General features: G+C 64.3%; 11 protein-coding genes. 7 read left to right on the forward strand and 4 right to left on the reverse strand.

Annotation, left to right across the window (positions count from 1 at the left end):
• Window positions 1-3 precede the first annotated feature (3 nt).
• Complete coding sequence (locus tag CAG22_RS21755) at window positions 4-2,520, reverse strand: UvrD-helicase domain-containing protein (RefSeq protein ID WP_085706157.1); 2,517 nt, start codon at window positions 2,518-2,520, stop codon at window positions 4-6.
• 175 nt (window positions 2,521-2,695) lie between these two features.
• On the opposite strand from CAG22_RS21755, the gene CAG22_RS21760 reads away from it, so the two are divergent.
• Complete coding sequence (locus CAG22_RS21760) at window positions 2,696-3,394, forward strand: pirin family protein (protein ID WP_047934682.1); 699 nt, start codon at window positions 2,696-2,698, stop codon at window positions 3,392-3,394.
• Between the two features lie 403 nt (window positions 3,395-3,797).
• Here the strand turns inward: CAG22_RS21760 and CAG22_RS21765 are convergent, their stop codons facing one another.
• Window positions 3,798-4,283 carry an isochorismatase family protein gene (locus tag CAG22_RS21765; RefSeq protein ID WP_085706158.1) on the reverse strand — a complete coding sequence of 162 codons (486 nt, stop codon included), beginning with the start codon at window positions 4,281-4,283 and terminating at the stop codon, window positions 3,798-3,800.
• Between the two features lie 61 nt (window positions 4,284-4,344).
• The gene (locus CAG22_RS21770; protein ID WP_085706159.1) at window positions 4,345-5,256 is read right to left on the reverse strand and encodes a LysR substrate-binding domain-containing protein; all 912 of its coding nucleotides are present in this window, start codon (window positions 5,254-5,256) and stop codon (window positions 4,345-4,347) included.
• Window positions 5,257-5,452: 196 nt separating this feature from the next.
• Between CAG22_RS21770 and CAG22_RS21775 the strand changes: the two genes are divergently transcribed.
• The 3 genes from CAG22_RS21775 to ttdB are packed head-to-tail and all read left to right on the forward strand — an operon-like array spanning window position 5,453 to window position 8,361.
• Entirely contained in the window at window positions 5,453-6,802 is a 1,350-nt protein-coding gene (locus CAG22_RS21775) for a dicarboxylate/amino acid:cation symporter (RefSeq protein ID WP_085706160.1), read from the forward strand.
• A 54-nt stretch (window positions 6,803-6,856) separates the two neighbouring features.
• A complete protein-coding gene (gene ttdA, locus CAG22_RS21780; RefSeq protein WP_013972067.1) occupies window positions 6,857-7,756 on the forward strand; it encodes a L(+)-tartrate dehydratase subunit alpha in 900 nt (299 codons plus the stop codon).
• A complete protein-coding gene (ttdB, locus tag CAG22_RS21785; protein ID WP_085706161.1) occupies window positions 7,753-8,361 on the forward strand; it encodes a L(+)-tartrate dehydratase subunit beta in 609 nt (202 codons plus the stop codon). The genes ttdA and ttdB overlap by 4 nt, the downstream gene beginning before the upstream one ends.
• A 144-nt stretch (window positions 8,362-8,505) precedes the next feature.
• On the opposite strand, the gene CAG22_RS21790 is transcribed toward ttdB, so the two are convergent.
• Window positions 8,506-19,503 carry a peroxidase family protein gene (locus tag CAG22_RS21790; RefSeq protein ID WP_085706162.1) on the reverse strand — a complete coding sequence of 3,666 codons (10,998 nt, stop codon included), beginning with the start codon at window positions 19,501-19,503 and terminating at the stop codon, window positions 8,506-8,508.
• Between the two features lie 545 nt (window positions 19,504-20,048).
• Between CAG22_RS21790 and CAG22_RS21795 the strand changes: the two genes are divergently transcribed.
• From CAG22_RS21795 to CAG22_RS21805, 3 genes are read left to right on the forward strand one after another with little or no spacing between them, the layout of a single operon-like run.
• Window positions 20,049-21,785 (forward strand): type I secretion system permease/ATPase, encoded by a 1,737-nt coding sequence (locus CAG22_RS21795; RefSeq protein WP_085592709.1) that lies wholly within the window; start codon window positions 20,049-20,051, stop codon window positions 21,783-21,785.
• A gap of 6 nt (window positions 21,786-21,791) precedes the next feature.
• Window positions 21,792-23,132 carry an HlyD family type I secretion periplasmic adaptor subunit gene (locus CAG22_RS21800; RefSeq protein ID WP_085592711.1) on the forward strand — a complete coding sequence of 447 codons (1,341 nt, stop codon included), beginning with the start codon at window positions 21,792-21,794 and terminating at the stop codon, window positions 23,130-23,132.
• 1 nt (window position 23,133) lies between these two features.
• A complete protein-coding gene (locus CAG22_RS21805) occupies window positions 23,134-24,462 on the forward strand; it encodes a TolC family outer membrane protein (protein ID WP_085592713.1) in 1,329 nt (442 codons plus the stop codon).
• The last annotated feature ends 60 nt before the right edge of the window (window positions 24,463-24,522 follow it).

The following is a 24,522-nucleotide window of genomic DNA, read 5'->3' on the forward strand; positions in this document are numbered from 1 at the left end:
TGATCAATGACCACGCAGGTCTTCGAAGAAGGCCTGCCGCCCATCCACCTGGCTCGACGCACGCGGCGCTGCCGCCACCTCTGCGTTGGCCGCCTCCACATGCCAATAGCAGTGCCTGACCGCGCGGGTTACCGCCACGTAGGCCAGGCGCTGCACCTCTTCCTTCTGCGCGGTATCGAACGGCTGGGCATCACCGGCCTTGCCCAGCCCGGCCTGGCGATACACCTGGTTCTTGTAGGGCGAACTGGTCAGGTACTGGCAGTCGCCCAGCATGAACACTGCATCGGCCTGCAAGCCCTTGGCACTGTGGTAGGTCAACTGGCGCAGCCGGCGCTGCTCGGCCGGCAACGCCGCCTCGGCGTGCAGCACGCCTTGCAGGTGCTCGTTCATCAGCGCCCTGTCGCTGCCCTTGCGGTACAGCATCATTACCGTCTCGCCACGCTGGTAGTGCTCGATCAGCGTTTCACCCAGGGCTGCCTCGTCACGGTCGAACACTTTTACCGGCGAGCCTGGCAACTCGGCCGCCGGGCCACTGGCCCGGGCTTTCTTGCCGGCAATTGCCGGGGTGCCCTTGACCAAGTGTTCGGCCGCGTCGATCACCTGCTGCTGGCAACGGTAGTTGTCGACCAGCATCACCCGGGTGTTGGCCGGCGACGGGAAGGCCTTGGTGAATTCCATGAAGTACTTGGGCGAACTGCCACGCCAGCCGTAGATCGACTGCCAGTCGTCGCCCACGCACAGCAGCGACGAATGCTGGGCATGGCGCCCGGTGTGCATCGCCGGGCCGCGACGACGGATCTCGGCGAGGCTGGCGCGCAGCCAGCTGACGATCTGCGGTGACACGTCCTGGAACTCGTCGATCATCAGGTGCGCCAGCGGCCGCAGCAACGGGTCGGGCAGCAGTTGCAGGTTTTCCGGGTTGTTCTCGCCGAACAAGGCGAACATGCGGTTGTAGCTCATCACCGGCGGCGACTGGTCAAGCAGGTGCGCCTCCAGGGCCTTCCAGTACAGGGCCAGGGCCTCGAAGAACAGTGCATCGCTGTCGCCGGACGGGAAGCTCATCGCCGCCACGGCAGTGTTCACCTCCAGGCCGAGGTTCTCGATGAAATTCGCCGCACCGACAAAGGCATCGAGCAGCGGCGCCGAGGCCAGCTCGCCCTTGACCTTGTATTCGAAGCCGGGGCCGGCCACGGCATCACCGGCCAGCGAGGCAGCCAGGCGCCGGGCCATGGCGTAGTTGTCGAGCCAGATCAGCGGCTGGTCGCAGAAGGCCTGCAACAGGGTGCGCTTGACCGCCCACTCGGCGCGCACCGCCAGCTTGGCGCCGGGGCGCTGGTACTGCGCGCTTTCCGCCGGGTCGAAGCCCAGCACGAGCAAAGGCCCCTGGCCGGCCAGACGGCCATGCACATGGAAGCGGCTGCCACGAATCTGGATGGTCTCGCGGCAGGGTTCGATGCCCTTGATCGGCCAGGCGCCGGCGGCGAACCACAGGTCTTCGATCACGTCGCACAGCTCTTCGTCGCGCTGGGCAGCCAGCTGGGTTACCTGGGCGCGCTTCTGCACATCGGGGTTGTTCGGGTCCAGCGGCTTCAGCTGCAGGGCTTCGCTGCGCAACAGGCCGACCAGCTCGGCAAAACGCGGGCTCTCGCCCAGCAGCGTGCTGTAGCACTGGTTCAGCTGCTGGCGCTGGGCATCGTTCAGGCGCAGGTCGAACGGGTTGCTCTCGGCCTCGGCCTCACGCCCGACCGGCATCTCGTTGCCCAGCGTTTCGAACGCGCGCACCTGGTCAAAGCCCGGCAGGCTGCGCACAAGCGGCAGGATGCGCGAATGGAAGGTGCGTACCAGTTCACGGGCCTGCACCGGTTGCAGATTGATCTGCCACAGCGCGAAGACCTGCCGCAGGCGCTTGATGAAGTCCTTACGCGATTCGCGGGTGAAGGTGACCACGGTCATCGCGTCCAGCTCATAACCCAGGTAATGGCGCAACAGCAGGATGCGCAGCACCAGCGAGGTGGACTTGCCCGCCCCGGCCCCTGCCACCACGCAGGTGGACGGTGTGTCGCTGAATATCAGCTTCCATTGCGCGGCACTGGGTTGGGCCTCGGCGGGCAGGCGCTGGGCGACATCGGACTTGAAGCGCTTTTTCAGCTCGGCAGTCAGGGGCAGGCGCCAGTCGTCGAACAGGTTGTCATCCCGGCCCGGCACCGCGGCGGTGTCGGGCCGGGTATCGCGGATCACCAGCACCTGGCGCCCGGCCTCGTAACCTTCCACCCGCCCGCGTTCGAACCCTTCACGCACGCCATCGGCATGGCCACTGCGCTGGCCGCTGGCGTGGCCGAGGAACCAGGAGTCGCGGTGCTGGGCCTGCAAGCGGGTCAGGCCACGCCCCAGCAGGCGTGCCGCCAGGCGGCGAAACCAGGGCAGCTGGGCAGGAGGGGTAAGGTCGGCAGGGGCCTGGGGTTGCTCGTGGGCCACGGTCACTCCGTTGAAAAACAAAATCAGCGGGCATGTTCGCCGCATCGACAAAAAATCGCCAGCGAATGCTTGCAGATCAGTGGATTAGGCGATGAAGCGGATAAAACACTCCATCGCAATTAATCTATTTTACTGATTGTTTTAAGCCGATATTTACGCTTATTTTCGATGCTTCTTTGACGCATCATGGCCTCATTCCACTGATTCAAGGAGCACGACCATGCTGCAACTGCGACCGTTCGAAAGCCTCGGCCACGCCAACCACGGCTGGCTCGACGCCCACCATCATTTCTCGTTTGCCGAGTACTACGACCCGGCGCGCATGCACTGGGGCAACCTGCGGGTGTGGAACGACGACCTGATCGCTGCCGGCAGCGGCTTCCCGCCGCACCCGCACCGCGACATGGAAATCATCACCTATGTGCGTGAAGGTGCGATCAGCCACCAGGACAGCCTGGGTAACAAAGGCCGTACCGAAGCCGGTGACGTGCAGGTGATGAGCGCCGGTACCGGCATCGTGCACAGCGAGTACAACCTGGAAGACGTCGACACGCGTATTTTCCAGATCTGGATCGTGCCGGAGCGCACTGGCGAAGCACCGCAGTGGGGTAGCCGGCCGTTCCCCAAAGGTGAGCGTGGCGAAGGCTTCGTGACCCTGGCCAGCGGCCGTGCGGGCGATGAGGACAGCCTGCAGATCCGCACCGATGCGCGGCTGGTGGCTGCCACCCTGCGTGCCGGTGAAACTGCCGAGTACCGCTTCGATGCCGCACGCCGGGGCTACCTGGTGCCGGCCAAGGGGCTGGTGGAGGTCAACGGGCTGCGTGCCAAGGCGCGCGATGGCGTGGCGATCGAGCAGGAGGAGGTGCTGCGGGTGACCGCCATCGAGGACAGCGAGATCGTGCTGGTGGATGTGGCCTGAGGCCTGTCCTTGCAAGTTCGCATGTAGGTGTTCCCCTGTGGGAGCGGCCTTGCGTCGCGAAAGGGCCGCAAGGCGGCCCCGGCAATTTCGGCTGTGATGCCGAGATCCTGGGGCCGCTACGCAGCCCTTTCGCGACGCAAGGCCGCTCCCACACGATCACCACGGCCCGATAAGACCATGCTTTAACCTGTGGGAGATTACCCAACCCTTTGGGCTGCGCTGTCGCACAGATAACTGAATTTGCAAGCGATCCTCGTACCCTGTGGGAGCGGCTTTAGCCGCGAAGAATCCAACGCGGTGCATGGCACAGACTGCGCCGGTGTTCGCGGCTAAAGCCGCTCCCACAGGGTCCCTGCTAATTCAATGAGTTATGTGCAGTTCTATGAGAATGGGCCTGCAAGCGCTAGCCTGGTACAGCCACTTCGGCGAACACCTCGGCCGAGGTGGTGACCTGGCGGAAGTGATGCTTCCACAGGTCGATGCCCAGCTTGCCCGACCTGTCGAGCGAAGAGCCTACCGTCATGTCGGTGACCAGGGTGGGCATCAGCCCCGCATCGAACAGGGCGAAACCGGCGGCCAGCACACAGGTTTCGGTCTGCAGCCCGCATACCAGCACGCGCTCCACACCCAATTTCTTGATGTAGTCGATGGCCTCGACGCTCTGCCCGTAGCCATGCTTGACGAACACCTGGTCGGCCTCGACCAGGCTGTCGTCCTCGGCCGCCGGGTGCCAGCCAAGCTGGCGCTCGAACGGCGTGACCTGTTCGTCGTGCAACTCGACCGAGGCGATGGTGGGGATATTCGCCGACAACCGGCGCAGGCCATCGACCAGCCACTCGGGCGGGCTGAAGGTGGACTGGACATCGACAATGAGCAAAACCTGGCGCATGGGCGGATTCCGGGCATGGGCAAAGGCGCGGAGTATAACGCGATCGCCTGTGGCAAAGGCCTCAATGCCACCCTGCCAGGCTGTCCCCCTGGCGGAAGAATGCCCTCAGGTGCTCGACGAAGCACGACACCTTGGCCGACAGGTTCAGGCGTTCCAGGTACACCGCATAGATATCCGCAGGCGGCGTGTGGTAATCGCCCAGCACCTCCACCAGGCGCCCGCTGCGCAGGTGGTCGGCCAGGTTCCACTCGGCCCGCAGCAGGATGCCCTGCCCGTCCAGCGCCCAGTTCAGGGCGACCTCGCCATCGTTGGTGCTGAGGCTGCCATGCACCTTCACCGACTCGCTCTGCTTGCCGCGGCTGAGCCGCCAGATACCGAACGCGGCGTCGTTCTGGCGCAACACGATGCAGTTGTGGCTGGCCAGGTCCTTTGGCGATTCGGGGGTACCGTGGGCTTCCAGGTAACCGGGCGATGCGCACAATCGGCGGCGGTTGGCCGCGATCTTGCGGGCGATCAGCCGTGAGTCGGGCAGCTCGCCAAAGCGGATGGCCACGTCGATGGCATCGTTCGGCAGGGCAATGGGGCGGTCGGTCAGGTGCAGTTGCACTTCCACCTCGGGGTAGCGCTTGGCAAACGATGACACCGCCGGCCCCACGTGGGTACGGCCAAAGCCCAGCGGCGCATTGACCCGCAGCAAGCCCTTGGGCTCGGCGCGGCTGCTGGACACCTGCCGTTCCATTTCCTCGATCTCGCCCAGTATGCGCTTGGCATTCACCAGGTAAGTCTCGCCCTCGGCGGTAAGGCTGATGCTGCGTGTGGTGCGGTTGAGCAGGCGCACGCCCAGGCGCTGTTCCAGCTGGGCCAGGCGCTTGGAGACCGCTGGCGGGGTCAGGTTCAGTTCGCGAGCAGTGCCCGCCAGGCTACCCACCCTGATCAGCTGGGTGAAGAACGCCAGCTCCGATACCGGATTCATAATTAACCTGAGGGAAACAATGAGTTGAATTTCATTGTATTACAGCATTTTTGAAAAACCATTACCTTTTGCCCTGCGTGATTAACCACAAGAAAGCTGGGCTCTTCGGCCGCCAAGGCCAGGTGTGACCTGCACCCCTCACGAGCAGCCCGGCCGCCAGATAAATCCGACTCACAACAATAATTCGGAGACGGCAATGGCCAAGCGATCGTTCGGCAAGTTGTTCGGCAAGCTCTACGTACAGGTATTGATCGGCGTAACCCTCGGGGTGCTGATCGGGGTGTTCTGGCCACAGGTTGGCGCTGACCTGAAGCCCGTCGGTGACGCCTTCATCAAACTGATCAAGATGGTCTTCGCCCCGATCATCTTCGCCACGGTGGTGCTGGGAATCGCCAAGATGGAAAACATGAAGGAACTCGGCCGCGTCGGCGTGCGCGCGCTGATCTACTTCGAAGTGCTGTCCACCTTTGCCCTGGTACTGGGGCTGGTGGTGGTCAACATCGTGCAGCCCGGCCAGGGCATGAACGTCGACCCTGCCACCCTGGATGCCAAGAGCATCTCCACCTACACCGCCGCGGCAGCCGGCAACAGCGGCGGGTTCATCGATTTCCTGCTGCATGTGATACCCGGCAGCGTGACCGATGCCTTCGCCAAGAACGAGATCCTGCCGATTCTGCTGTTCAGCACCCTGTTCGGCATCGCCCTCTCCCACCTGGGCCCGCGCGGCAAGCCGATGGTGGATGTGCTCGAAGCGTTCTCCCACGGCATGTTCTTCATCGTCGGCATGATCATGCGCGTGGCACCGCTGGCCGCCTGCGGGGCCATGGCCTTCACCGTGGGCAAGTACGGGCTGGGCTCGATCGTTTCGCTGGGCAAGCTGATGGCGACCATGTACCTGACCTGCTTCCTGTTCGTGGTGGTGGTGCTGGGCGCCATTGCCCGGCTGTGCGGCTTCAACCTGTGGAAGTTCCTCAAGTACCTCAAGGAAGAACTGTTCACGGTACTGGGTACCAGCTCATCCGAGTCGGTGGTGCCGCAACTGATGAACAAGCTGGAAAAGGTTGGCGTGTCCAAGCCTGTGGTCGGCCTGGTGATCCCCTCGGGCCTTACCTTCAACCCGGACGGCCAGTGCATCTACTACACCATGGCCGCCATCTTCATCGCCCAGGCCACCAACACACCGTTGACCTTGATGGACCAACTGATCGTGCTGGGTGTGCTGCTGCTCACCTCCAAAGGCTCTGCAGGCGTAACCGGCTCGGGCTTCATCACCCTGGCCGCGACCCTGGCGACCATGGACAACATCCCGGTGGCCGGCATGGTCCTGCTGCTGGGCGTGGACCGCTTCATGTCCGAAGCCCGGGCCATCACCAACACCATCGGCAACGCGGTCGGCACCGTGGCCATCGCCAACTGGGTGGGTGCGCTGGACAAGCAGCGCATGGCCCAGGCCCTGGACGGCCAGCTACCGACCGCCCCCGAACCCGAGGCCGCTGTGCCGCACCCTGCCCTTGCACGCCTGGAGGCCGGCACACCCGCACCCTGACCTTTCGAAAAACAGCAAAAAGAACCCGCCTTGTGATGCAGTGAGGAAATAATCATGGACAAAGAAACAGCCGTGTCATCGCTTACCGACGTGATGGCCAAGTTCACCGCCTATATCGGCAAGCGCCTGCCCCGCGACGTCAAGGAAAAGACCGCCAAGTTGCGCGCCGCCGAAACCAACCCGCTGGCCATCGCCGTGTACGACTCGATGGCCGACAACCAGGAATACGCCGACAAGCTCAACCGGCCCAGCTGCCAGGACACCGGCGTCATCCAGTACTTCGTCTCGGCGGGCGCGCGCTTCCCGCTGCTGGGTGAGATGGAAGGCATCCTCGAGAACGCCACCAGGGAAGCCACCATTCAGGGGCCGCTGCGCCACAATGCGGTGGAAACCTTCATCGAGAAGAACACCGGCACCAACACCGGCTCGAAGATCCCGTGGCTGGACTGGGAAATCATCCCCGATGCCGACTACGCCATCGTCGACGTGTACATGGCCGGCGGCGGCTGCACGCTGCCTGGCTCGGCCAAGGTACTGATGCCGGGGCAAGGCTATGAAGGGGTGACCGAGTTCGTCTTCGATGTCATTACCTCGCGCGGTGTCAACGCCTGCCCGCCACTGCTGGTGGGTGTAGGGGTATCCACCTCGGTGGAGACGGCGGCACGCCTGTCGAAGAAGGCCATCCTGCGCGAAGTGGACTCAAGCCACCCCAACGAAAGCGCGGCGATGATGGAAAAGTTGCTGGAGGAAGGCCTCAACGAAATCGGCATCGGCCCGCAGGGCCTGACCGGCAACAGCAGCGTGATGGGCGTGAACATCGAGTCTTCGGCCCGCCACCCGTCCACCATCGGTGTGGCGGTGTCCACCGGCTGCTGGGCGCACCGCCGCGGCAAGATCCGCATCAACGCCGACCTGTCCTACGACATCCTCTCGCACGAAGGGGTAGTACTGTGAAAAAGATCCTGAGCACACCTATCAGCGACGAAGACCTGGCCAACCTCAACGTGGGCGATGTGGTCTACCTCACCGGCCAACTGGTGACCTGCCGTGACGTTGCCCACCGCCGGCTCATCGAACTGGGCCGCGAGCTGCCGGTCGACTTGCGTGGCGGCGCGATTTTCCACGCAGGCCCCATCGTCAGGAAGAAGGACGATGGCAGCTTCGAGATGGTCTCCATCGGCCCGACCACCAGCATGCGCATGGAAAAGTTCGAGAAGCAGTTCATCGAGCAGACCGGCGTCAAGCTGATCGTCGGTAAAGGCGGCATGGGCCCGGAGACCACGACCGGTTGCCTGGAGAACAAGGCAGTGCATGCGGTGTTCCCGGGCGGTTGCGCGGTGCTGGCGGCGACCCAGGTGGAAGAGATCGAGCGTGCGGAATGGCAGGACCTGGGCATGCCGGAGACGCTATGGGTGAACCGCGTGCGCGAGTTCGGCCCGTTGATCATCTCCATCGACACCAAGGGCAACAACCTGTTCGAGCAGAACAAGGCCCGGTTCAACGAACGCAAGGGGGCGGTGATCGAGAGGATAAACAGCCAGGTGCGGTTCATCAAGTAACTGCGTGCGACATGGGGCCGCTTTGCGGCCCGTCGCGACACAAGGCCGCTCCTACAGGGGATCTCCTGTAGGAGCGGCCTTGTGTCGCGACGGGCTGCGCAGCAGCCCGTGCATTTCAATGCCGACAGCTTTTCCTTCGGTTCCTCAAACCGACAGGTTGAAGTCCGCTGCGGTCACTGTGGTTGCATCCGCCACTCCCACCAGGCGGATGGAGTCGGTAGCACCGATGCTGACCAGCGTGTCCGCTCCGGCATCGGTGATGGTGACGTTGGCCGCAAAGGTGGCTGCGGTGATGTTGAAGGCGGTGATATCCAGCCTGTCCTGGCCGCCGATCGCGTTACTGTCGAAGTTGATGATCAGGTCATTGCCGAAGCCCGCGGCGAACTGGAAGACATCATTGCCATCAGTGGCCATCATGGTGTCATCGCCCGCGCCGCCGTTGACCGTGTCATCGCCTGCTGCGCCGTTGAGGAAGTCGTTGCCGCTGCCACCAAGCAGCGTGTCGTTGCCTCCACCCCCGAACAGCGTGTCACTGCCTGCACCCCCGTTGAGGATGTCGTTGCCAAGACCGCCGTCCAGGCTATCGTTGCCACTACCGCCGGTAATGAAGTTGGCCTGCGTGTTACCGGTACCGCTGAAGTTACCCACCCCGGTATAGGTCAGGTTCTCGATGTTCGCACCCAGGGTGTAGCTGGTCAGCGTGGTACGCACGGTATCCGTACCGCCTCCCACGGCCTCGGTCAGCACATCCCCGGCGTTGTCCACCACGTAGGTGTCGTTGCCGAGGCCACCCACCAGGCGGTCGGCACCCGCACCACCATTGAGCAAGTCGTTGCCAGCGCCGCCGAACATGGTGTTGTCCAGCGTGTTACCACCTCCGATGAAGTTGCCCACCCCGGTATAGACCAGGCTCTCGATGTTCGCACCCAGGGTGTAGCTGGCCAGCGTGGTACGCACGGTATCCGTACCGCCTCCCACGGCCTCGGTCAGCACATCCCCGGCGTTGTCCACCACGTAGGTGTCGTTGCCGAGGCCACCCACTAGGCGGTCGGCACCCGCACCACCATTGAGCAAGTCGTTGCCAGCGCCGCCGAACATGTTGTTGTCCAGCGTGTTACCACCTCCGATGAAGTTGCCCACCCCGGTATAGACCAGGCTCTCGATGTTCGCACCCAGGGTGTAGCTGGCCAGCGTGGTACGCACGGTATCCGTACCGGCCCCCGTGGCCTCGACCACTACATCCCCGGCGTTATCCACCACGTAGGTGTCATTGCCCAGACCACCCACCAGGCGGTCGGCACCCGCAGCGCCATTGAGCAGGTCATTGCCAGCGCCGCCGGTGATGACGTTGTTCAGCGCATTACCGCCACCGATGAAGTTGCCCACTCCGGTAAAGGTCAGGTTTTCAACGTTGGCACCCAGGGTGTAGCTGGCCAGGCTGGTCTGCACCAAGTCGACACCGCCGTTAAGCGCCTCGATCACCGTGTCGCCGACGTTGTCGACCACGAAGGTGTCGTTGCCACCACCGCCGTTCATGGCATCCGCGCCAAGCCCGCCGTTGAGGATGTCGTTGCCAAGCCCGCCAAACAGTTGATCGGCACCGTCCAGGCCAGAGATCACGTCATTGCCTGCGCTCCCGATCAGGATATCGGCGCCATTGGTGCCGACCAGCGTCAAGGCTGGCACCGCAGCAGTCGCCGCCGAGGTGAGTGACTCCTGCGCGCCGAAGGCGTCGGTGTAGCGCACGATCACCTGCAGTTGCTGGCCTCCCTGGTCGAGGCCCGGGGTGAAGGTGGCCGCAGTGGCCCCAATGATGTTGGTGAAGATGCCGCCAGTTCCTTGCTGCCACTGGAAGCTGAACGCCCCCAGCCCGTCCAGGTCGGCAATACTGCCGGTAAGCGCCGTCAACGTCTGCCCCAGGGCTGGCGTGGTGTCGCTGATCAGCACGGCACCGGTAGGCGCATCGTTGACGTTGGCCACCGGGTCGAGGATGTCGGAGGCGATGCTTTCCTGCACCCCGACGTCATCCACATAGCTGACCACCACCCGCATGTTCTGCCCCACCTGTTCCTGGGTAAGGACAAAGGTGCTGCTGATGGCGCCGGCAATATTGACCCAGCCGAGCCCGCGATTGGACTGCCACTGGAAGGTGAACTGCGGGTTGCTCAGGCCGTCGGCATCGACGATGGTCGCGGTGTTGGCGGTGAGGGTCTGGTTCTGCACCAGCAGCCCGGTCACGGTCGGCCCGGCGGTCGGCGCGCTGTTCGCCGACGAATCGACGATTTCCAGCGTGCCCTTGGCGTCCTGGTACACCGCCCGTACGCGGATGTTCAGCCCCGCCACATCGTCCGTGACCCGGTAGGTGGCGCCGGTGGCCCGGGAAACTTCGCCGGCAGCGACGAAGGTGATGTCTTCATAGACACCCGAACCTGGCAGGGTCTCGACTTGCCAGTAGTACGCCACAGGGCCGCTGATGGCGCCGCTCGCATTGGTGGCGCTGACATTGTCGGCATCGTGCACCGCCACGTTGCTCACCCGCAGCAACTGGCCGCTGACCGATGTGTCGTTACGCAGGCCGGTGACAGCGTCGAGGATCGCCAGGTGGCCCGTTGGGCCGGCGTTGACCGCAGTGCCCACACCGGAGGCCTGGGCGCTGTCGGAGAACTGCAGGCGCTCGATACCGGTCAGGCGGTCGACACCATCACGCCCGTCCACCAGGTCAGTGACGATCACCGAGTTGCCATCGACCACCACGCTATAGTCGGTGGCTACCCCCGAGAACACCGCCGTGTCGTAGCTGTCGGTGCCGCTCAGGATTTCACGGACGATCACCAGCTGGCCCGGGTTGTAGGTGCCATTGAGCATCAGCGGCACCATCGGCTCCATGCTGTCGAAGCTGGCGATTTCCGGGCCGGTGCCGTCGCTGTTGGCGCGCACGCTGATGCGCACGTTCAGCCACTTGTCACCGTCGAGGATATCGTCGCCGCCACGGCCTTCGATCAGGTCGCTGCCGCTGCCGCCGAGGATGATGTTGCCACCATCGTAGAACGTTGCCCCGGCAGCCAGCAGGCCGGACAGGCCGTTGATCAGGCTGATGTTGGTCAGCACGCTGCCGTTGGCGCCGTTGGTCGGCAAGGTGGCAGAAGTTTCGCTGTCACCGCGCAGGAAGTCGCCATGGGCCGAACCCGACAGGCCTTCCATGATGTCGAAGCGCACCAGCGCAGACGCGCCCGAGCCCGGTACCGGCGGCACATCGAAGAAGCGATCGCTGAAGTCAGCAGTCACGCCCTGGGCCAGGCCCTTGAAGGTCGCCCAGTCGTAGCCGGAACCACCGATGTAGCGGTCACCGAAGCCCAGGCTGCCGACCATGATGTCGTCGCCGCCTTCACCGTTGAACTTGTCGTTCTCGTTGCCACCGATGAACACGTCGTTGCCGATGATCGGGTCGTTGCCGAGCGGGTCGAAGTTGTCGCCAGGTGCACCGTCCGAGGTGCCCTTCTCGATCCAGTCGTCACCTTCGTTGCCCATGTCCTGCTCGTTGGCTTTGCTGCCCAGGATAAAGTCGTTGCCCTGGCCGCCAATGGCTTCGGAGGCGTCCTCACCGGTGACGATGAAGTCGTTGCCGAAACCGCCGATGATCAGGTTGACGCCATTACCGCCGTGCAACACATCGTTGCCGTCGCCGCCCTGGATGTTGTCGTCACCACCCATGTCGCTGATGATGTCGTCGCCGGCACCACCACGCAGCTGGTCGTTGCCGTCGCCACCCTCGATGCGGTCGTTGCCGCCATCGCCCCAGACCGTATCGTCACCCTCGCTGGACACCAGGATGTCGTCACCCTCGGTGCCGCCCAGCACGATGTGCTCGGCACCGGCATAGCGGATGTAGTTGGTGTCCGGGCCTGCCGTCAGCGGGCTGTCGCGGAACACCACCTGCTCGCCGTTTTCGCCCAGTGGGTCGAGGTTGCCCAGGCCTTCGTTGAACTGCTTGCTCTGGTCCACTTCCAGGTAGAAGCCCGGGTCGGAGAACACCAGGCCCGGCAGGTGGGTGGCCGAGGTGTTGGCCATGATCAGCTTGGCGAACGAGTTGCTTTCCAGCTCGGCGTTCATCGACAGGCCGGCGGTGCGCTCCAGGTAGTAGAAGCGGTCGCCATCCTGCAGTTTCTCCATCTGGTTCTCGAACACGAAGTTGAAGGTGCTGCCGAGCATGCCGCCGAACGGGGTTTTCGCTTCGGCCAGGCCGCCGATCCAAAGGTCGATGGCATCGACCCCGGTCACGGTCACTGCCCTCAGGTCATCGGCGGTACCCAGCACGCCATCCCTGCCAGGCAGCGTGACGTTGGCGTAGGCTCCGGTGCTGTTGAGGAAGTCCAGGCGATCGGCCGGCGCGCCGTCGCCGCCGAACACCAGGGCCATGGCCGCCGCGCGTTTCTCCAGCAACGTGGTGGCCCCGGTGATGGTGCTATGGGTGCCGTAGGCGGCGATGAAGTTGATCAGCGACTCCGGATGCTTCAGGTGCTGCACCAGGTCGACCCAGCTGGTGTAAGGCTTGAGCTGGGTATCGCCGGTTTGCGCATAGATGTCGCGGCGCACAGCGTTCAGCGAAGGAATACCGACGTCGCGGCCACGGGCGATGTTGATCGCCGGCAGGTCCAGCGGCAGACCGAGCAGGTTGTTGCGCAGCGCCTCGGTGACGAACTCGTCGATCTCGTTACCGGCCTGGCGGGTGACCCCGCGCACGATGGCACTGGTGGCATCCTCGGGGGTGACGCCACTGGCGGCATACGCCAGCGGGTTGAGGAACGCCGCGATCAGGCCCAATTGCTGGTCGGGGTTGGCGCTGGCCGGGTCGCTGATGACGGTGAAGTCGACGTCGAAGCGGTCGACGGTCTCGGTCAGCATCGAGTGGCCGAAACGGTACACGGTGTGAGCGAACTCGGCCACGATCGACGCATCGAGGTCGACGTCATACACCTGGGTCGGGGCGAAGAACAGGTCGACCCGCGGTTGTACGGTGCGGGCGAACTCCTCGAACACCAGGTGCTGGTACTGCATCTCGGTACCGAACTTGGCGGCCTGGAACAGCCGCTCGCCATTCCACACCAGCGCGTCGATTGCGGCCTGGTCGGCCGGCAGCACGGTTATCGGGTTGAGCAGCCACTCGTTGATGAAGGCCAGGTCACCCGAATCGAGCACGGTGTCCATGGTCTGCGCCACCAGCCGGTTGTGCTCGGAGTGGAAGATCGCATGCACGGCGGTCAGGCCGATGTTCTCGTTGACCCGGCCGTCGCCGGCGATGTAGTGCGCATCGAGCAGTTCGTTGTCGTAGGCCAGGTTGGCGCCAGTCTGCGGGTTCACCGGCACGGCATTGCCCACATCGGTATCGGCATCAGGCACCAGTACGCCGTTGCTGAACACCGGCACGGCATTGTGGGCGATGTCGGCAAGGAACTGGTGACCGGTGCGCACGGCATTGGTCAGGTCGATCGGCGCCAGCGGGTTGCCTTCGACCTGCTGGTCGTCGGCCGTGCCGGCAATGCCGTCTGCCCCTTTCATGATCACCATCGGGAAACCGTTGGGCCCCTTGATGAAGTTGCCGTAGGCATCGGTCGCCAGTAGCGGCACGTTGTCGACGTCTGCGTCGGTCAGGTTGATGCCCAGTACGTCACGGGCTTGGGCCTTGACCACCTTCCAGGTCGCCATGCCACCAATTTCGGTGTCGTCGGCGGTACCGTAGCGGCCGTCGGCGCCCAGGTCCCGGTTGGTGATCAATCGGCCGGTGGCGATAGGCCCGTCGTCGGTCAGCAGATAGCCGCGCAGGAACACCTGGTGGGAAGGATGCGAGCTGTAGGTCTGGTTCTGATCCACGAACGGGGTGGTGGTATTGGTGTGCTCGTGGATGTCATCGGCGTTGCCGAGGATGCCATCCGGCCCAGGCAGGTTGGTCGCACGGGTCACCACCATGAAGTTGGTGAAACCGCCCTCCACGTACAGCGGGTCATCCGGTTGCAGCGGGATGTAAATAGTGCCGGAGCCCCCCTTGGTGACCAGGTCCAGGCCATGGTCGAAGAACTGCCCGAAGAAGGTCATCCAGGCGTTGAACGGCGCCGACAGGCCAGCATCGGCGGCGGTGTTCTCGAACAGGTACACGTCGTGGTCGTCGGCGGTGCCGAACTGGCCGTCCAGGCCCGGGCTGGCGACGATGCGCACGCCGTCCTTGAGCACGTCGTCGTTGCCCACGGCACCGAAGTTGAGCACGCCGTCCGCACCCGGGTCATACGCGGTGGCATAGGCCGCCGGGTTGTTGGAAGTCTGGTCGACGACCAGGTTGCTGATGGTGCGCGGCTGCGAGTCGAACACCGGGCCGCTGGTCTGCTCGTACGACGAGCCCGGAATGGCCGGCGAGCCAGGGCCGAAGAAGCCGGCCGGTGCACCTTCGGCCGGGTTGAACACCGGGTCGGTCACGCGCGGGAAGACGTTGTCGGCGGCACCGTACTGCGTATTGTTGATACCGTTGAGGTTCATCAGGTTGTTGTTCGAGCCATCCACCGCCCGCAGGCCCAGCGGCGCACGGATGTTGGGCAGCAGCGAGAGGATGTCTGCCCCGTTGGCATCGGCCTCGGCGATCTTGATCTGGTCGAGGATGAAGTTGAGGTCGGAACGCACCATGTGCAGCCCGGCGCCGCCAGCAGTGGCATCCGCCACCGGCGTGGCTGGCGTCGGTACCACAGGCGCGCCCGGTTGCACCACGGTAGTGGGCTGGGAGAACAGCACTTCGGTGGTGCCATGGGCGTCCTGGTAGATCGCCTTGACCCGCAGCGACAACCCGGCCAGGTCCGGCGACACCTTGAACGTGGTGCCGTCGGCACTCTGGAACGCCAGGTCGCCGGCCGGCAGCAGGATGATGTCTTCGAACACGCCACTGCCCGGGGTGGCCTCGAACTGCCAGTAGTACGACACCGAACGGTCGGCGAGCGTGCCCAGCGGGTTGCCGGCGCTGATGTTGTCGGCATCCAGCACGCCGGCCACGTTTACGGTAAGGACATCGCCCACGGTGATCGCACCGCCGTTGCCATCAGTAATGGCCGGGCTGCCGGTAGGCTGCGCATTCAGCCCCTCCACCAGCACCCGCTGGCTGTCGGCGAACTGCAGGCGCTCGATGTGCAGCAGGGTATCGACGCCATCGCGGCCATCGACGTTGTCGGTCACTGTCCAGACATCATCGGAAGTGTCGAGCGTACCTTTGGTGTTCTGCGTCACCGTGTACTCGCTCTGCACCCCCGAGAACACTGCCGTGTCGAACGCCGCGCCTCCCGTCGAGGTGCCGGGCAGGATTTCCCGCACGGCCTTGAGCTGGCCTGGGTTGTAGGTGCGGTCGAGCATGAACGGAATCATGTCGACCATGCTGTCGAAGCTGGCGATCTCAGGGCCGGTGTGGTTGACGTCTCCTGGGGCATACACGGCGATGCGCACGTTGAGCCACTTGTCACCGTCGATCAGGTCATCGCCCCCACGGCCTTCGATCAGGTCGCTGCCGTTGCCGCCGAGCATGATGTTGCCAGTGGCAAAGCCGGTGGTCGGCAACCCGGCATCGGCCAGGAACTGCTGCAGGCCACGGATCAGCGCCACGTTGGTCAGCGCACTGCCGGTGGCACCACCATGGTTGAGGATGGTCACGGCATCGACATTATCGCCCTTGAGCACATCGGCGAAGTTCGAGCCGGACACGCCCTCGACCTCGGCAAAGCGGTCGAGGATGGAAGCCGGCGAGGCGCCGACCGGGTTGAAAATACCGGTGTTCTGGTTCGGTGCGTTGCCATGGGGTTGAGCCAGGGCGGCCAGGGTCAGGTCGACGGTGACGCCAACCTGGTCATTCTTGTTGGTAATCCAGTCGAAGCCGGACATGCCGTCCATCTTGTCCTGGGCGTCGCTGCCGACAAAGATGTCATCACCGCCCTCGCCGATCATCTCGTCAAAGCCACCGCCACCGACGAAGATGTCGTTGCCGACCACTTCGTCACCCAGCAGCGGCGCAAAGTTGTCGCCGGGCGCACCGTCCTGGGTGCCCTTCTCGATCCAGTCGTCGCCCTCGTTGCCGGTCGGTGGTAGGTTGGTCTTGGCGCCGAGGATGAAGTCGTCGCCCTGCCCGCCGAAGGTGGTGCTGATGTCCTCGGTGGTGATGATGAAGTCCTGGCCGTTGCCGCCCAGGATAAGGTTGCCGGCCGCCAGCATGCTGCCGGCGACGATCACGTCGTTGCCATCGTTGCCTTCCAGGCGGTTGTCGCCGAAGGAGTCGGTGATGATGTCATCACCGGCACCGCCCAGCACCGCATCGTTGCCCGCACCGCCTTCCAGGGTGTCGTTGCCGGCGTCGCCGTAGACGGTATCGTCGCCCTCACCGGAGATGATGATGTCGTTGCCGGAGGTGCCGCCCAGCACCACGTGGTCTTCGCCGGTGTAATGCAGGAAGTTGGTGTCGGTGCCCACGGTATCGGGGTTGTCGCGAATCACCAGCGGCACCACTTCGACGCCGTTGATCATGATGCCGCCCGTCGGGTCGGCCCGGCCATCGGCCCCCAGCCCGGTGAACTGGTTGGCCTGGTTCACCTCGAGGGTGAAGGTCGGCGTGAGGAACACGGTGTTGGACAGGTGGGTGACATCGGAGTTGAGCATGATCAGCTTGGCGAAGGAGTTGTTCTCCAGCTCGGTGCCAAAGTTCATGCCCGCGGTGCGCGACAGGTAGTAGAACCGGTCGCCGTTCTGCAGCGCTTCCAGCTGGGTCTCGAAGACGAAGTTGAAACTGGAGCCGAGCATGCCGCCGAATGGCATTTTCTGCTCGGCCAGGCCGCCGACCCAGAAGTCGATGTCATCGACGCCGGTCACGGTCACTCCGGTGATGTCATCGGCGGTGCCGGGGATGCCGTCCGCGCCGACCAGTGTCACGTTGGCGTAGGCGCCGGTGCCGTTGAGGAAGTCCAGGCGGTCCGCTGGCGCGCCGTCACCGCCAAGCACCAGCGCCACGGCGGCGGCGCGCTTGGCCGCTTCGGTGTCCGCCCCGGTGATGGTGGCGTGGGTACCGTAGGCGGCGATGAAGTTGATCAGCGATGCCGGGTGCTTGAGATGGTCGGCAAAGTCGGCCCAGCTGATGTAAGGCTTGAGCTGGCTGTCGCCGGTCATGGCATAGAAATCGCGCCGCGCCTCGTTGAGGGTGGGGATGCCGGTGTCACGGCCACGGGCAATGTTCAGCGCGGGCAGGTCCAGCGGCAGGCCAAGCAGGTTGTTGCGCAGCGCCTCGGTGACGAACTCGTCGATTTCGTTGCCCAGCTGACGGGTGACGCCACGGATGATCGCGCCGGCCGCTTCGTCGGCGGTAGCGCCACTGCCGGCGAAGGCCAGCGGGTTGAGGAAGGCAGCGATCAGGCCGAGCTGCGGGTCGCCGTTCACCGGGGCGAACGCCGGGTCGAAGCGGTCGACGGTCTCTGTCAGCATCGAGTGACCGAAGCGGTACACCACATGGGCGAACTCGGCGAGGATGGCCGGGTCGATCGAGGTGTCGTAGCCGTTGGGGGCCAGGAACTCGTCGATCTGCGGCTGGATGGTACGGGCGAACTCTTCGAACACCAGGTGCTGGTACTGCATCTCGGTGCCGAACTTGGCCGCCTGGAACAGCCGCTCGCCGTCCCATACCAGCGCAGCGATTTCGGCGGGCGTGGTGGGGATGGCAGCGACATCATCGATCAGCCACTGGTTGAGGAACGCCACGTCGCCGGAAGCCAGCAGGGTGTCCTTGGTCTGCTGCACCAGGCGGTTGTGCTCGGAGTGGAACACATGGTGCACGGCAGTCAGGCCGATGTTCTCGTTCACCCGGCCGTCGCCGGCGATGTAGTGGGCGTCGAGCAGTTCGTTGTCGTAGGTCAGGTTGTTGCCACCCGGCCCCACCGGCTGTGCGTTGCCGACGGCAGTATCGGCGTCGGCCTGCAGCACACCGTTCACGATCACCGGCGCGGCGTTGTGGGCGATGTCGTCGAGGAAGCCATGCCCGGTGCTCACGGCATTGGCCAGGCTGATCGGCGCGTCGCGGTTGCCTTCGACCAGCGTGGTGACGTCGTCGGCGGTACCGGCGATGCCGTCGGCGCCATTGCTAACGCGCATCACCACCTGCGGCATGCCGTTGGGCCCGCGCACGAAGTTGCCGTAGGGGTCGGTGGCCAGCAGCGGCACGCTGTGCACGTCGGCGTCGGTCAGGTTGATGCCCAGCAGGTCGCGTGCCTGGGCCTTGACCACCGCCCAGGTGGCCATGCCACCGCTTTCGCCGTTGCCATCGTCGGCGGTGCCGAAGCGGCCATCGGCGCCCAGGTCACGGTTGGTGATCAGCCGCCCGGTGGCTACCGGGTCGCCTGCGGCATTGAGCGTGTATTCACGCAGGAACACCTGGTGCGAGGGGTGCGAGCTGTAGGTCTGGCTCTGGTCGACGAACGGCGAGGTGGTGTTGGTCTGGCCATCGTCGGCGGTACCCACAACACCATCGGCGCCTGCGGTACGCACAGCCCGTGGCAGCACCATGAAGTTGGTCGGGCTGCCTTCGACGAACAGCGGGTCGTCCGGCTGCAGCGGGATGAACACGAAGTCGGTGCTGCTCTTGGTGACCAGGTCCAGACCGTGGTCGAAGAACTGGCCGAAGAAGGTCATCCAGGCGTTGAAGCCGGCGGTCAGGCCGACGTCGGGCGACACGTTGGGGATGAAGAACACTTCGGTGTCGTCAGCGGTGCCGAACACCCCGTCGATGCCGGGGCTGATCACCGGAGCGGCACCACCATTGGCCTCGACCGCGGCCGGGTTGTTCGCCGTCTGGTCGACGATCAGGTTGCTGATGGTGCGTGGTTGCGAATCGGTGACCGTGCCGGTGCCGGCATAGTCGCCGCTGAAGGAGGGGCTGAGCAGGCGCAGGAACGAGTTGTCGGCGGCACCGAACTCGCTCTGCCCGGTTACCAGGTTGTTGTAGCTGCCGTCCACGGTGCGCAGGCCGAACGGTACCTGGCTGTTGGGCAGCAGGTCGGTCAGGCTCGCGCCATCGGCGTGGGCTTCGGCGATGAAAATCTGTTGAAGGATGAACTCCAGGTCCGACTTGCTGAAATCTGCCATTTCAATTGCCCTCGATCTGTCCGGAGATGACACAGGGCAACAGGGTCCTTCCCGCGCCCAGTCAGTGTTGACGTGCGCAGATACTGGTTCGGTGGTCCAGGTTCAGTGGGCACAACACTCTTGTGCTGGCCCCCACTGGCCTCATCATTCGCAAGCCGGCACCCACCATCCGGGGGGCCTTGTTAAGCATGCGATACAGCTGTAACGCACATGCATCGACCCCAGCTCGCACAGGGCCCGAATACATCAGACTAAAGTCGCAGGCGAAAAGGTTGTCAATATCCCGTCGAAAAAATCATCTGGCGATGATAATGCGATGCAAATAGCTGTTTTTTTTGGCACTTATGAAAAGTTCAAAGACTTCATAGAGCGAAACGATATTACCGGCTATGTCGCTGCAACCTACGCTCCAGCATGTGGGAGCAGCGCAGCGTTTTGGAGCATCCGCCATTAGAGCGATCCGCCTGCGAGCCAACCAGAAGCCACGATTACCGCTGCACGGGGCGCCGCAAGGGCTTCCCGATTTGTGATAAAGGGAGGCCCCGATGCACAAGCCACCACGCACTCGTTCCGAGCTGGCCGACGTGCTGTTCCGCCTGCGCCGCAGCTTTTTTGCCCTGGCCGCCTTCAGCGGCGTCATAAACGTCATGATGTTGACGCCAGCAATTTATATGTTGCAGGTGTACGACCGCGCCCTGGTCAGCCGCAACGTCACCACCCTGACCATGCTCACCCTGCTGGTGATCGGCTTGTTCATGCTGATGTCGGCCCTGGAGATGGTCCGTACCCGCGTACTGATCCGGGTCGGCAACTTCCTCGACATGGACCTCAACCGACGCATCTTCAGCGCTGCCTTCGAACGCAACCTGAGCCGCGCCGGCGGCAACCCGGCCCAGGCCCTGCAGGACCTTGCGCAGGTGCGCCAGTTTCTGACCGGCAACGGCCTGTTCGCCTTCTTCGATGCCCCCTGGACGCCGATCTACCTGCTGGTCTGCTACCTGATCCACCCACTGCTGGGGCTGGTGACGCTGATCGGTTCGCTGATCCTGGTGGGCCTGGCCTACCTCACCGAGAAGGCCACGCAAAAACCCTTGGCCGAGGCCAACCAGGCGGCCATGTCGTCGGCCAGCTATGCCAACAACAACCTGCGCAACGCCGAAGTGATCGAAGCCATGGGCATGCTGCCGGAGATAGGCAAGCGCTGGTACCAGGGGCACTTGCGCATCCTGCAGATGCAGACCCTGGCCTCCGACCGCGCCGCAATGATCAGCAGCACCGGGCGCTTCGTGCGCATCACCTTGCAGTCAGTGATCCTCGGTGCCGGCGCGCTGCTGGCGATCGAAGGCAAGATCACCCCCGGCATGATGATCGCCTGCTCGATCCTTACCGGCCGCGCCCTGGCCCCGGTTGAACAGGCGATCGCCGCGTGGAAGCAACTGCTGGGCTGCCGTTCCGCCTGGGGCCGGCTCAACGACCTGCTGCACGACTACCCGCAGCGGCCACCGAGCATGTCGCTGCAGCGGCCAATGGGCATGCTGGCCGTGGAAAACGTGATCGCCGGCGCCCCCGGCACCAACAACAACATCGTGCGCGGGGTCAGCTTCAGCCTGGTCCCGGGTGAAAGCCTGGGCATCATCGGCCCTTCGGCCTCGGGCAAATCCACCCTCGCCCGCCTGCTGGTAGGCGTGTGGCCGACCCAGGCCGGCAAGGTGCGCCTGGACGGCGCCGACATCTTCACCTGGAACAAGGCCGAACTTGGCCCGTGGCTCGGCTATCTGCCGCAGGACGTGGAGTTGTTCGAGGGCACCATCGCCGAGAACATCGCACGCTTCACCGAAGTGGACAGCGAAGCGGTGATCCGCGCTGCCCGCAGCAGTGGCGTGCACGACATGATCCTGCGCTTCCCGCAGGGCTACGACACCCGCCTGGCAGCCGACGGCAGCCCGCTGTCCGGTGGCCAGAAGCAACGCATCGCCCTGGCCCGTGCGCTGTATGGCGAGCCGAACCTGGTGGTGCTGGACGAGCCCAACGCCAACCTCGATGACGTTGGCGAAAAGGCCTTGGTCGATGCGCTGGCCGAACTCAAGGCGCGCGGGGCCACGGTAATCCTGATTTCCCACCGGCCTAATGTGCTGTGCGCGGTCGACAAGGTGCTGATGCTGCGTGACGGTGCCGTGCACATGCTCGGCAGCCGCGACGAAGTGTTCGCTGCGCTGCGCAAGGCCAGCGTGATCCCGGCGGCGACCGCAGCGCCGCTGGCCTCGGTAAAAGCACGGGAGTGATCGATCATGCAGATGACCCAACACACCGAATTGATTCCCGCCGAGGCCCGCAACGGTATCGACCTGGACATGGGCCGGCCGGCACGCTGGGGCGTATGGATGGTCATCGCCGGCTTTGGCGGCTTCCTGCTGTGGTCGTGCCTGGCGCCACTGGATGCCGGGGTGGTCGCCACCGGCACGGTCAAGGTCACCAGCAACCGCAAGGCGGTGCAGCACCTGACCGGCGGCACGGTCGAGGCGATCCTGGTGCGTGAAGGCGACATGGTGAAGAAAGGCCAGGAGGTGGTACGCCTGGACGCCCTGCGTGCGGTGGCCGAACAGGGCGCGGTCAGTGCCCAGTACATCGTCAGCAAGACCGTGGAAAACCGCCTGGAAGCCGAGCGCGATGGCCGCGACAAGGTCACCTTCGACCCTGCCCTGCTCAAGCACTACGGCAACGACCCGCGCCTGCTGGCAGCCATGGACCTGCAACAGCGCCTGCTGGACACCCGCCGCGCCGGCCTTGCTGGTGAACTGAGCATCCTCGAGGAAAACCTGGCCGCCACGGCGGTGCAGCTCAAGGGCCTGCAGCAGGTGTACGGCGCCCGCGCCTCGCAGATCGGCTTCCTCAACCAGGAACTGCAAGGCACACGCGTGCTGGCCGCCGAAGGCTATGTGCCACGCAATCGCCTGCTGGAGCTGGAGCGCAACAATGCCGACCTGTCCGCCGGCCAGGCCGAAAACCTCAACAACATTGCCCGGGCGCGCAGCCAGGCCACCGAGATCAAGCTGCGCATCCTGCAACGCCAGCACGACTACCTCAAGGAAGTGGAATCGCAACTGACCGATACCGCCAAGGAGAACACCACCCTGGCCGATCGCCTGCGCGCGCTGGACTACGAAGTGACCCACACGGTGATCCGCTCGCCGATCGACGGCATGGTCCAGGCACTGAGCATCGCCACGGTCGGCGGCATCATCCAGCCTGGGGCCAAGATCATGGAGGTGGTGCCGCTCGACCAGCCGTTGCAGGTCGACGCAATGATCCCGGTGCAGGCCATCGACAAGATGGTGCCGGGCCTGGACGTGGACCTCGCCTTCCCGGCCTTCAACCATGCGAAGACACCGAACATCCCCGGGCGGGTCATGACCATTTCCGCCGACCGCCTGATGGACGAAGAAAGCAAGCAGCCGTACTACCTGGCCCAAGTGGAAGTGACGCAAGGCGGCATGGGCCTGCTGGGCAGCAACCACATCCGCCCCGGCATGCCGGCCACCGTCACCATCAAGACCGGCGAGCGCAACCTGCTCAGCTACCTGCTCAAGCCGATGCTCGAACGCGTGGACGCCTCGTTCAAGGAGCAATGACATGAATCGCCCGTGCCTGATGTTGTGCCTGTTGGGGTTGTCCGTACAGGCCAGTGCCATGGACCTGAAGCAAGCCTGGGACCTGCTGCAGTACCAGGGCCCGATCTACCGCGCCGCGGTGCACGAGAAAGAAGCCGGCAGTGAGAACCGCGCCATCGGCGAGGCCGGCCTGCTGCCGCAGATCAACGCTGCGGGCTACTTCAACAAGGTCAATGGCAGCCAGCGGCAGAATGGCCGGGACAGCGACCTGGACTATGACTCCAAGGGTGCCAACGTGCGGTTGCGCCAACCGCTGTTCAACAAGCAGAAGATGGCCGAGTACCGCCAGGGCCAGCAACGTGCCGACTACAGCGTGGCGGTGTTCGATGCCAAGACCCAGGACGCTGCGGTGCGCCTGGCCGACGCCTACTTCGACGTGCTGCTGGCCAGCGAAACCATCACCCTGGCCAAAGCCAAGCTGAATGCCTTCGAAGAGCAGCTGGCGTCGGCGAAGCGGCGCATGGAGCTGGGTGCCGGCACCATCACCGATATCGACGAGTCTGTAGCCCGTCGCGACCTGGCCGAGGCCGACCTGATCGAGGCCCAGGACAACCTGGTCAACGCCCGCCGCAAGCTGGAGGAATACATCGGTGAAACGCCGGAGTCGCTGACCACCTTGCAGCCGGGCTTCAGCACCCCGCCGCTGATGCCGGGCAACCTGCAGGACTGGCTGGTCAAGGCCCAGGCCGACAGCCCATTGATTCATGCGCGCCGGCACAACTACGAGCTGGCCGAAGAAGAAGTGAAACGCGCCCGCGCCGGGCACTGGCCGACCCTGGATTTCGTGGCGGGCTATACCGCCGGCAGCAGCCAGTCGATTTCCGAACTGAACCAGCGCAACCACTACAGCTCGATCGGGCTGGAGCTGAACATTCCGTTGTACAGCGGCGGCAGCACCAGCGCCCTCACCCGCCAGGCCAGCGCCAACAGTTCCAAGGCCCTGGATGAACTGGACGCCACGCGCGAGGAAGTGATTTCCGGCACCACCCGCGAGTACCGCGGCGTGCAGAGTGGCGCCTTGCGCATTCAGGCGCTGGAAAAGGCCGTGGCGTCCAACGAACGCTCGCTGCTTTCGGCCCGCAAGGGTTTCAGGGAAGGCGGCACCAGTACCAACTCGGATGTGCTCAATGCCGAGGAGTTGCTGTTTGACGCCCGGCATGACCTGTTCGAGGCGAAGCTGAACTACCTGATGTCGCGGCTGCGCCTGGCATCGTCGGTGGGCAGCCTGGGGGATGACGATATCCAGCAGATCAACGATTACCTCGGGCCGGAACTGGTGGTGAGCAACTGACTATCGGGCAGCCCTGTGGGAGCGGGCATGCCCGCGAAGCAGGCGACGCGGTGGATGGCA

Origin of the sequence: Pseudomonas sp. B8(2017), assembly GCF_002113575.1 — a bacterium.
Classification (GTDB): domain Bacteria; phylum Pseudomonadota; class Gammaproteobacteria; order Pseudomonadales; family Pseudomonadaceae; genus Aquipseudomonas; species Aquipseudomonas putida_Z.

Bases quoted from the DNA above. Each gene is read 5' to 3' on its own strand.
- CAG22_RS21770 (WP_085706159.1), bottom strand. From the start codon at position 5,256: ATGAATCCGGTATCGGAGCTGGCGTTCTTCACCCAGCTGATCAGGGTG.
- ttdA (WP_013972067.1), top strand. From the start codon at position 6,857: ATGGACAAAGAAACAGCCGTGTCATCGCTTACCGACGTGATGGCCAAG.
- CAG22_RS21790 (WP_085706162.1), bottom strand. From the start codon at position 19,503: ATGGCAGATTTCAGCAAGTCGGACCTGGAGTTCATCCTTCAACAGATT.
- CAG22_RS21795 (WP_085592709.1), top strand. From the start codon at position 20,049: ATGCACAAGCCACCACGCACTCGTTCCGAGCTGGCCGACGTGCTGTTC.
- CAG22_RS21775 (WP_085706160.1), top strand. From the start codon at position 5,453: ATGGCCAAGCGATCGTTCGGCAAGTTGTTCGGCAAGCTCTACGTACAG.
- CAG22_RS21805 (WP_085592713.1), top strand. From the start codon at position 23,134: ATGAATCGCCCGTGCCTGATGTTGTGCCTGTTGGGGTTGTCCGTACAG.
- CAG22_RS21755 (WP_085706157.1), bottom strand. From the start codon at position 2,520: ATGCGGCGAACATGCCCGCTGATTTTGTTTTTCAACGGAGTGACCGTG.
- CAG22_RS21765 (WP_085706158.1), bottom strand. From the start codon at position 4,283: ATGCGCCAGGTTTTGCTCATTGTCGATGTCCAGTCCACCTTCAGCCCG.
- CAG22_RS21800 (WP_085592711.1), top strand. From the start codon at position 21,792: ATGCAGATGACCCAACACACCGAATTGATTCCCGCCGAGGCCCGCAAC.
- CAG22_RS21760 (WP_047934682.1), top strand. From the start codon at position 2,696: ATGCTGCAACTGCGACCGTTCGAAAGCCTCGGCCACGCCAACCACGGC.